The 9,014-nt window shown below is 75.8% G+C and carries 12 protein-coding genes; 6 read left to right on the top strand and 6 right to left on the bottom strand.

Features of this window, described 5'->3' with window-relative positions; genetic code table 11:
- Nucleotides 1-889: MFS transporter (locus D450_RS31590; protein WP_039821152.1), on the top strand; the 889-nt coding region annotated here is incomplete at its 5' end.
- On the opposite strand, the gene D450_RS0128765 is transcribed toward D450_RS31590, so the two are convergent.
- Nucleotides 886-1,725 (bottom strand): helix-turn-helix transcriptional regulator, encoded by an 840-nt coding sequence (locus D450_RS0128765; protein ID WP_017542087.1) that lies wholly within the window; start codon nt 1,723-1,725, stop codon nt 886-888. The genes D450_RS31590 and D450_RS0128765 overlap by 4 nt on opposite strands.
- Nucleotides 1,726-1,812: 87 nt before the next feature.
- Between D450_RS0128765 and D450_RS0128760 the strand changes: the two genes are divergently transcribed.
- A complete protein-coding gene (locus tag D450_RS0128760) occupies nt 1,813-2,607 on the top strand; it encodes an SDR family NAD(P)-dependent oxidoreductase (protein ID WP_017542086.1) in 795 nt (264 codons plus the stop codon).
- Here the strand turns inward: D450_RS0128760 and D450_RS0128755 are convergent.
- From D450_RS0128755 to D450_RS0128745, 3 genes are read right to left on the bottom strand one after another with little or no spacing between them, the layout of a single operon-like run.
- The gene (locus D450_RS0128755; RefSeq protein ID WP_017542085.1) at nt 2,604-3,059 is read right to left on the bottom strand and encodes a MarR family winged helix-turn-helix transcriptional regulator; all 456 of its coding nucleotides are present in this window, start codon (nt 3,057-3,059) and stop codon (nt 2,604-2,606) included. The two genes, D450_RS0128760 and D450_RS0128755, sit on opposite strands and share 4 nt — an antisense overlap.
- Nucleotides 3,056-3,694 carry an alpha/beta hydrolase gene (locus D450_RS0128750; protein ID WP_017542084.1) on the bottom strand — a complete coding sequence of 213 codons (639 nt, stop codon included), beginning with the start codon at nt 3,692-3,694 and terminating at the stop codon, nt 3,056-3,058. Before D450_RS0128750 ends, D450_RS0128755 begins: the two co-directional genes overlap by 4 nt.
- Nucleotides 3,694-4,617 (bottom strand): VOC family protein, encoded by a 924-nt coding sequence (locus D450_RS0128745; protein WP_017542083.1) that lies wholly within the window; start codon nt 4,615-4,617, stop codon nt 3,694-3,696. Before D450_RS0128745 ends, D450_RS0128750 begins: the two co-directional genes overlap by 1 nt.
- A 102-nt stretch (nt 4,618-4,719) precedes the next feature.
- Here D450_RS0128745 and D450_RS0128740 point away from each other — a divergent pair, with 102 nt between their 5' ends.
- On the top strand, nt 4,720-5,142 hold the full coding sequence (locus D450_RS0128740) for a hypothetical protein (protein ID WP_017542082.1): 423 nt from the start codon (nt 4,720-4,722) through the stop codon (nt 5,140-5,142).
- A gap of 6 nt (nt 5,143-5,148) precedes the next feature.
- On the opposite strand, the gene D450_RS0128735 is transcribed toward D450_RS0128740, so the two are convergent.
- On the bottom strand, nt 5,149-5,820 hold the full coding sequence (locus D450_RS0128735) for an alpha/beta fold hydrolase (RefSeq protein WP_017542081.1): 672 nt from the start codon (nt 5,818-5,820) through the stop codon (nt 5,149-5,151).
- 101 nt (nt 5,821-5,921) lie between these two features.
- Between D450_RS0128735 and D450_RS0128730 the strand changes: the two genes are divergently transcribed.
- Complete coding sequence (locus D450_RS0128730; protein ID WP_026128818.1) at nt 5,922-6,458, top strand: helix-turn-helix domain-containing protein; 537 nt, start codon at nt 5,922-5,924, stop codon at nt 6,456-6,458.
- The gene (locus D450_RS33570) at nt 6,455-6,982 is read left to right on the top strand and encodes a GNAT family N-acetyltransferase (RefSeq protein ID WP_017542079.1); all 528 of its coding nucleotides are present in this window, start codon (nt 6,455-6,457) and stop codon (nt 6,980-6,982) included. The genes D450_RS0128730 and D450_RS33570 overlap by 4 nt, the downstream gene beginning before the upstream one ends.
- Nucleotides 6,983-6,988: 6 nt before the next feature.
- On the opposite strand, the gene D450_RS0128720 is transcribed toward D450_RS33570, so the two are convergent.
- Entirely contained in the window at nt 6,989-7,252 is a 264-nt protein-coding gene (locus tag D450_RS0128720) for a VOC family protein (protein ID WP_026128817.1), read from the bottom strand.
- Between the two features lie 536 nt (nt 7,253-7,788).
- Between D450_RS0128720 and D450_RS0128715 the strand changes: the two genes are divergently transcribed.
- Nucleotides 7,789-8,637: an aldo/keto reductase gene (locus D450_RS0128715; protein ID WP_039821150.1), complete on the top strand. Its 849-nt coding sequence runs from the start codon at nt 7,789-7,791 to the stop codon at nt 8,635-8,637.
- Nucleotides 8,638-9,014 lie beyond the last annotated feature (377 nt).

The raw sequence follows: 9,014 nt of genomic DNA, 5'->3' as shown, positions 1-9,014 counted from the left end.
CGCCCCCGCCATGGCCCCCGGCGGACGCGCCGGGGACGCCCTCGGGCACCGCAGGGTGCTCCTCGCCGGGCTCGCCGCCTTCACGGCCGGGTCCGTGCTGTGCGCCCTGGCCGCCACGCCGGCCGCCCTCATCGCCTTCCGCACCCTGCAGGGCCTGGGCGGCGGCCTGGTGATGCCCGCCGGGCTGGCCCTGCTCGCCCGCACCGTCCCGCCCGAGCAGGCCGCCCGCGCCACCGGCCGCGCCCTCGGCGCCGCCGGGTCGGCCACGGCGGCCGGCCCCGTCCTCGGCGGGGCGCTGACCTCGCTCGCCGGGTGGCCGTGGGTCTTCCTGGCGGTGGTGCCCCTGACCGCCGCGGCGGCCGCGGCCGCCCTGGCCGTGCGGGAGCCGGCCCCCGTCCGGAACCGCACCGGCGGGAGCGTCGGCGTGCTGCGCGCGGTCGCCCCCGCGGCCGCCCTCGGCGCCGCCGCCAACGCCGCCACCGTGGCCTGGCTGTTCCTCGGCCCGCTCACCCTGCAGCGCACCTGGGGGCTGGACGCGGCCGCCGCCGGCCTCGCCTTCGCCGCGCCCGCGCTCGCCGTCGCCGCGGGCGGCCCCCTGGCAGGGCGGCTGTCGGCGCGGCCCGTCCCCGCCCTCGCGGCCCTCACCGCCGCGGGGACCGCGCTCCTGGCCGCGCTGGAACCGCTGCCCTCGGTCCCCCTGGTCGCCGCCGCCCTGACCGCCTCCGGCCTGGCCCTGGGCACCGCCAACGCGCTCGCGCTCATCGCCGCCCAGCGCGCGGCGCCCCCGCACGCCGCAGGCCTGGCCGCCGGGGCGGTCAAGACCGCCGTCACCGCCGCCGGAGGGCTGGCCATGGCCGTTCCCGCCCTGGCCGCACCGCCCCTGCCCTAGCGGGGCTCCAGGCGCTGGGTGCCCACCACCGACAGCAGCCGCAGCGCCTCCTCCGACGGCGACCCCGGCTCGGCCGTGTAGATCACCACCTGCTGGTCCCGGTCGGCGATGTCGAGCACGTCGCACACCACGCTGACCGGCCCGACCACCGGGTGCCGGAAGGTCTTGCACAGCGCCGGACGCGCGCACACGTCGTGCGAGGCCCACAGCGCCGCGAACTCGGCGCTGCCCGCCAGCAGCTCCCGCACCAGCCCGGACACCTCGGGGTCGTCCGGATAGCGGGCCGCGGCCGCCCGCAGCCGCCGCGCCGCCGACCGCCCGAACTCCCCGCCGTCCTCCGGGCTGAACAGCTCGCGCCCCGGCCCGAGGAAGTAGCGGCGCAGCAGGTTCCGCTCGCGCCGCGACCGCGCCGAGAAGTCGTCCAGCAGCGCCGCCGCCAGGCCGTTCCAGGCGATGACCTCATAGGTCGCCGACAGCACCAGCGCCGCGGCGTTCGGCAGCCGCTGCAGCAGCGCCAGGATGCTGGGCCGCACCTCGCGCGAGGGCCCCGGCGGCGGGCCCGGCGGCGCCCCGGCCAGGAAGTACAGGTGGTCCCGCTCGGCGTCGGAGAGCCGCAGCGCACGGGCCAGCCCCGACAGCACCTCCCGCGACGGGCGCGGCGCGCGGGCCTGCTCCAGCCGGGTGTAGTACTCGGGGGAGATGAACGCCAGCTGCGCCGCCTCCTCGCGCCGCAGCCCCGGGGTGCGCCGGCGCCGCCCCGCGGGCAGGCCCACGTCCGCGGGGGTGATCCGCTCGCGGCGGCTGCGCAGGAACGCGCCCAGCTCTCGTCTGTCCACGCCCCCAGTGTGCGCGGCCGCGGCACTGCTCAGCCAGGTACCGCGGGTGCCTGGATGGGCCGGGCTGCCGGGACGAGGCTCGGTCCCATGAACCACGACGACCACGAAGCGACGAACCGCACCGCCGGCCTCCTCGACGGCAAGGCCCTGCTGATCACCGGCGCGAGCCGCGGCATCGGCGCCGCGGCGGCCCGGCTCTTCGCCCGGGAGGGCGCCCTCGTCCTGCTCACCGCCCGCACCGAGGCCCAGCTCGCCGCCGTCGCCGGGGAGATCCGGGCCGGGGGCGGCACCGCCGACCACGCGGTGTGCGACCTGGACGACGCCGGGGCGGTGCGCGCCGCCGCCGACCGCGCCGTCGACCTGTTCGGGCGGCTGGACGGCGCCTTCAACAACGGGGGCATCGGCCAGCCGCCCGGCCCCATGGACACCCTCGGCGAGGAGGACTTCGACCGCCTCTACCGGGTCAACCTGCGGGGGTACTGGCGGGCCATGGCGGCCCAGATCGCCGCGATCCGCGCCACCGCGGGGGCCGGGGCCGTCGTGAACACCTCCAGCGTGGGGTCCCTGGCGGCCAACCCCGAACTGCCGGCCTACGGAGCGCTCAAGCGGGCGCTGAACAGCCTCACCGAGTCGGCGGCCCGCACCTACGGGCCCGAGGGGATCCGGGTCAACGCCGTCGCCCCGGGGACCACCCTCACCGAGCTGCTGCGGGACTGGGAGGCGGCCGCCCCCGGGACCGTCGACGGCCTGAACGCGCGTACGCCCCTGGGCCGCGCCGCCGACCCCGCGGAGGTCGCCGAGGCCGCGGTCTGGCTGCTCAGCGACCGCTCCTCCTACGTCACCGGCGCCGTCCTGCGGGTGGACGGCGGCATGCTCGCCTAGGGCTCCTCCAGGGCCGCCATGATCTCGCCCAGGACCGTGACCTGCTCCGGGGTCAGCCGGTCGAACACCCGCTCGCGCACCTTGGCGACGTGGCCGGGGGCCGCGGCGTCCAGCGCCGCCCGGCCCTCGGCGGTGAGCACCGCCCAGTACCCCCGGCGGTCGTCGGTGCACGGCTCCCGGCGCACGTGGCCCATCCGCTCCAGCCGGGTGATCTGGTGGGTGAGCCGGCTCTTGGAGACGATGACGCTGTCGGCCAGGTGGCGCATCCGCATGCGCTCGCCCTCGGCCTCCGACAGGCTCACCAGGATCCCGTACTCCACCAGGCTCAGCCCGCTGCCCTTGTGCAGGTCCCGGTCGAGTTCGGACTCGATCCGCGACTGGGCGCGCAGCAGGCTCCGCCAGACGCTCTGCTCGTGCCGGCTGAGCCACTCGACCGTGTCCATGCCGGTCATCGTAGCCCTGCCAGCCACTCCGCCGCCGCCCCCGCCACCGCGGGCGGCAGCGTGTGGCCGCCCGGGTGCTCGTGCACCACGACCCGGGCCCCGCGGTCGCCGAGCTGCCCGGCCAGCAGCCGCGCCTGATCGAGCGGGGTGACGGTGTCGGCGGCGCCCGCCGCCATGAACACGTCGGTCCCCGACAGGTCGGCCGGGCCCGGGTCGCGCCCCTGCAGCGGCGCCGCGGACGCGAACAGCGCCGCGCCCCGCAGCAGGCCCGGGTGCAGGAGCAGCAGCGCCGCGGCGATGTTGGCGCCGTTGGAGAAGCCGACCGCGACCAGGCGCCGCGGGCCCAGCCCGTAGGCCTCCGCGGCCCGCCCGGCGAACCCGGCCAGCTCTCCGGCGCGCTCCACCACGTCGTCGACGTCGAACACGCCCTCGCGCAGCCGCCGGAACCACCGGTTGGCGCCCCTCTCGTCCACCGGGCCGCGCGGCGACAGCAGCGCGGCGCCGGGGTGCAGGGCCCGGCCCAGGCCGAGCAGGTCGTGCTCGTCGGCGCCGGTGCCGTGCAGCAGCAGGAGCGCCGGCGCGTCCTCGTCCTCCCGCCCCGGCTCGTACACGTGGACCAGGCCCAGGTCCTCCCGTGCCTCCATCAGGCCCCCTCCTCCGGCACCGCCAGCTCGGGCAGGTTCCGCTCGATCTNCGCCCGGCCCAGCCGGAGCAGCGGCTCGTCGTAGTCGAAGCCGGGGCCGTCGGTGGCGATCTCCAGCAGCACCCCGCCGGGCTCGTGGAAGTAGACCGAGGTGAAGTAGGAGCGGTCGCGCACCTCGGTCACGTCCACCCCGTCGGCGGCCAGCGCCCCGCGCCAGGCCTCCTGGGTGGGGCCGTCGGGCGCGCGGTAGGCGACGTGGTGCACGGTCCCGGCGGCGACGAGGCCGCGCTCGGCCCGGGGGTCGGCGACCACGTCGACCAGGGTGCCCACCCCCTCGGTGCCCGCCCCGGTGCGGAACCGGTGGCGCGGACCGTCCTCGGCGACCGGCTCGAAGCCCAGGCGGCCGCCGAGCATTTCGGCGGTGCGGTCGGCGTCGTGCTCGGTGAGGGTGACCGAGCGGATGCCGCGGACGGCGTGCTCGACCGGGACCGCGCCGCCGTCCCAGGGGTCGGTGTCGTGCGTGTCGGCGCTCGCGACCAGCTCGATGACCAGGCCGTCCGGGTCGCGCAGGGTGAGCACGTCCTCCTCGATGCGCTCGGCGGGCCGGTCGGCCTCCACCCCGAGCGCCGACAGGTGCCGCGCCCACCAGCCCAGCGACCCTTCGGGCACGGCGAAGGAGGTGACGGTGGCCTGCCCGGCGCCCCGGCGGCCCCGGGGCGCGTCCGGCCAGGGGAAGAAGGTCATGACGGTCCCGGGGTTGCCGGCCCGGTCGCCGTAGTAGAGGTGGTAGGTCTGGGGCGCGTCGAAGTTGACGGTCCGCTTGACCAGCCGCATGCCCAGCGCGTTCCGGTAGAAGTCGGCGTTGGCCTGCGGGTCGCTCGCGATGGCGGTGACGTGGTGGATCCCGCTCGGGCGGACGTCCATGGTGGCCTCCTCGTGTCCTCACCCGCGAGAACGGTTGAAGATTCAACAACATTCCTCGCGGACCGCACCACCTGCACGTGCACCGCCACTACGCTGTCCCGCATGGCGCACCGTCATCCCAGCAAGCTCAATGCCGAGCACGTCGCCCACCCCTCGGCACGGCGCCTGCTCAAGGCCGAGCTCGCCAACTGCGCCGAGTGCCGCGCCCGCTCCGAGGAGGAGGCGCTGGCCACCCCCGAGGTCCTCGCCTCACTGCTGCACGGCTTCGCCCTCAAACGCGCGGCCCAGTGGCGCGACCGCCACTCCCGCTACCCCTCCGCGCTGCACGACCTCGCCCCGCCCGCCGAGGTGCGCTTCCTGACCGGGCCCACCCGGGAGATCGCCCTGCTGTGCATCATCGGCTCGCGCTCGGGCGACCGCGTGGACACCGCGGCCGCCCTCGACGAACTCGACGCCATGACCGGCACCGAGCGCTCCCTGGTCCTCAGCGACCTCATCGACGGCCTCTTGGAGGACGAGGGCTGAAGGCCCTCATCCTGCCTCGGCGGCCAGGGCCTCCAGGCACGCTGCCAGCCCGGCGGGGCGCGACAGCATCCCGAAGTGGCCGCCGCCCACCTCCTGCACACCGATCCCCAGGCGCTCCCGGACATGGCCGCGGAGGAACCCCACCGGGAAGAAGCGGTCGTCGGCGAAGGCCAGGGCGCGGACCGGCGCATCGGGCAGGCCGCCCGGCCAGGGCTCACGGGCGGGGGTGTCGGACTGCGGGCGCCACCGCCGCGCCGCCTCGGCCGCCTGTTCCTCGGAGAGGTCGTGGAAGAAGGGGTCGCCACCGCCGCCCGCCTCCTCCATGTACCGCTCGTAGCCGGTCGCCGTCCACCAGTCCCGGCCGCGCTCACCCACGGCCGGAACCATGGCCGCGAGCATGACCAGCATGCCGATGCCCACCCGCCGTCCGACGAGCGGCCCCGTCAGGCCGCCGAAGGAGTGCGCCACCACGACCGGGGGGCGCCGGCCGCTCTGCGGGCCGAGCCCGGAGAGGGCGGCGACGGCGGAGTCCGCATAGTCCTCCAGACCGGCGGAGGGGTCGTCGCAGGGGAGGTCGGCGGTCACCGCGGCGTGCCCGCGCACGCGCATCTCCCGCTCCAGGAGGCGCCAGTGCCACGGGCCGCAGCCCGCGCCGGGGACGAAGAGGAAGTCGGCCATGGCGGACAGCCTGCCGCACGGCGGAGACGATCTCCACTATCCCGAATATGAGATAGAATCCCGAATATGGACGATCCGCACGCCGTCGAGGACACNCCCGCCTGGCACGGCGGCTCGCCGCGCTCCGAGCCGACCGAGGATGGTCGCTGGACGACCTGGCCCGCACCACCGGGATCAGCCGCTCCACCCTCTCCCGGGTCGAACGCGCCGAGGTCAGCCCCACCGCCGCCATGCTCGGCGCACTGTGCACCGCCTACGGGCGCACCCCCTCCCACCTGCTCGCCGAGGTGGAACCGGAGCCGCCGCTCCTGGTACGCGCCGAGGACCAGGACGTATGGCGGGACGAGGCCACCGGGTTCGACCGGCGCACCGTGTCCCCGCCGCACCCCTCGCTGCGGGCCGAGGTCGTCCGGGGCGAACTGCGCCCCGGCGCCGACATCGCCTACGCCGCCCCACCCGTCCCCGGCTTGGAACAACACGTGTGGATCCTCTCCGGAACCCTGGACCTGACCGCCGGGGGCACCGGGCACCGGCTGCACGAAGGCGACTGCCTGCGCTTCCGCCTGCGCGGCGCCACCCGGTTCCACTGCCCCGGCCCCGCCCCCGTCCGCTACGCCGTCCTGGTGGTGCACCCGTGATCGAACGGCTCACCCCCGAGGCGTTCCGCCGCAGCACCGGCGCCCTGGCCGACCTGCTCACCGCGACCGTCGCCGCCGGCTCCTCCGTCGGCTTCCTGGAACCCTTCGACACCGAACAGGCGGCCGCCTGGTGGCGCTCCCGGCAGCCCTCCGTCGACGACGGAGGCCTCCGGGTGTGGGCCGCCGCGGGGCCGGACGGCCGGATCGTCGGCACCGCCGGGCTGGCGTGGTCGCCCATGCCCAACGGTTCCCACCGTGCCGAGGTCGTCAAGGTCATGGTGCATCCACGAGAGCGGGGACGCGGACTCGGGCGGGCGCTGATGGAGGCGGTCGAGGACGAGGCGACCCAGGCGGGAGCCCGGCTGCTCGTCCTCGACACCGAGGCCGGCAGCACCGCCGAGCACCTGTACCGGGCCGCCGGGTGGACGCCCGTCGGCACCATCCCCGACTTCGCCGCCGACCCGCACGGCACGCTGCGCGGGACCCGCATCTACTACAAGCGCATCGGGCGGACGCCTGAGTGACCGGGGTCAGCGCCCCTCCGGGTCCCGCAGGACGGACCACACGAAGCCGGGGGCCGAGTGCTCGCCGGCCTCCGTCGCCCCCATCCCCACCAGGCGCTCCACGACCGCACGGCGGTCGTCGGCCACCCGCTGGAAGCCCAGCTCGACCGGGCGGGAGTCGACGACCGCGAAGTCCTCGGTGACCTCCGCTTCCAGGGCGGCCGCCCACCACCCGGCCAGCCGCCCGGGCTCCTCGCAGTCGATGGTGACCGCGACGGGTCGCATCCTCATGGAGCCACCGTAACCCCCGGAGATGCGCACCGATGGGAGGACGCGTTCAGCACCTCCTCTCCCGCCCTGGCCCGTCCCACTGAATCCATGGCGTTTCCGCAGTCGGTACGCACGCCCGACTATCCGCATCCACGAAAACGAGCATCTCGCCTCCTGTCCACTCTCGGCCACCCCGCCTACTCTCCGTCATCGCCCCGGCATTCAGTGGACCTCTAGAGTGGTTTCCGAGCGCATCCGCCGCCCTTCCCAAGGCCACCTCCAACGGACATCCGAAATCCACCGCCGTTTCCATCTCGACGTTTCGCCACCCCAAAACAACCGCAAGGCATACACGCGGACCCTCTTTCCCTGAGAGAGGCCACCGCCTTCCGGGTCCCGGAGCGCCAGAGAACGTTCACCCTTCGCGCACCCACTGCGGCCTGGTGACCTGCGGCACCACCGGCGGGCAGCCGCTCCGTACCGGAGAACCCGAAACGCCCCGCGAGTGAGCGGGCGAACCGACGCCAGAGCAGAACGAGCAGGAAGTGGAGTCCGCCATGTCCGCGACCCCCGGGACGTTCACCATCGCCGACCGGGCCTTTCCCCGCATGGGCTTCGGCGCCATGCACATGTCCGGGGACCGTTGCTGGGGCCCACCCGCCGACGTTCCCAACGCGCTGGCCGTCGCCCGCCGGGCGGTCGGGCTCGGCGTGCGGTTCATCGACACCGCGGACTCCTACGGCCCCGGCATCGCCGAGGAGCTGCTGGCCGAGGCCCTGCACCCCTACCCCGAGGACGCGATCATCGCCACCAAGGCCGGGCAGAGCCGCCCCTCCGCCGGCGAGTGGAAGCCGCTGGGACGCCCCGAGTACCTGCGCCAGCAGGCCGAACTGAGCCTGCGGCGGCTGCGCGTGGAGCGCATCGACCTGTTCCAGCTCCACCGTATCGACCCCCAGGTCCCCCTTGAGGAGCAGATGGGGGCGCTGGCGCAACTCCAGCGGGAGGGCAAGGTCGGTGCCATCGGCCTGTCCGAGGTGTCCGTGGAGCAGATCGAGGCTGCCCGCCGCGAGGCCGAGGTCGTCAGCGTCCAGAACCGCTACAACCTGGCCGACCGCGCCTCGGAGAAGGTCCTGGACCACTGCGAGCGCGAAGGCATCGCCTTCATCCCCTACGAGCCCCTCGACTCCGGGGACCTCGGCCGGGCCGGCGGACCGGTCGCCGAGATCGCCGAGGAGACCGGCGCCTCCTCCGCCCAGATCTGCCTGGCCTGGCTACTGCACCGCTCCCCCGTCGTCGTGCCCATCCCCGGAACGAGCTCCGTACGGCACCTGGAGGACAACGTCGCCGCCGCCCGCGTCGACCTCACCCCCGCCCACGTCGCCCGCCTGACCGAGGAGGGCCGGTGAGCGCCCCGTCCCGCACAAGCCCGACGCGAGCCACCGGTTCCCCCGCACGCCGACACGCCCGACCGACTCCGGCGACCTGCTGATCATCATCGGCTCCGCACCGGTCGCAGAGCGGGGAGCGGGTCCGGTGTGGGGTGAAGGCGTGGTGCGGGCGCGGACGCACTCGGGCAGGGCCCCTCGGCAGGGGCCGGGTGCCCGGGTGGCGGAGCTTCGGGGCTGGGGTGGTGGTTCAGGGGCGGGTGGTGGGGCCGGGTGGTTCGGGCGGGTCGGTTCCGCCCTTGTCGCCTGCGGCCCCTTGGCGTCCGGGCCCCTTGCGGCCTTGGCGGCCCTGGCGGTCCCCGGGGGGCCGGGTCGGCGGCCGCTCCCCCGCCCGGGTC

It is taken from the genome of Nocardiopsis halophila DSM 44494, assembly GCF_000341245.1.
GTDB classification, from domain to species: Bacteria; Actinomycetota; Actinomycetes; order Streptosporangiales; family Streptosporangiaceae; genus Nocardiopsis_A; species Nocardiopsis_A halophila.
This window is presented reverse-complemented; position numbering and strand designations above follow the sequence as displayed.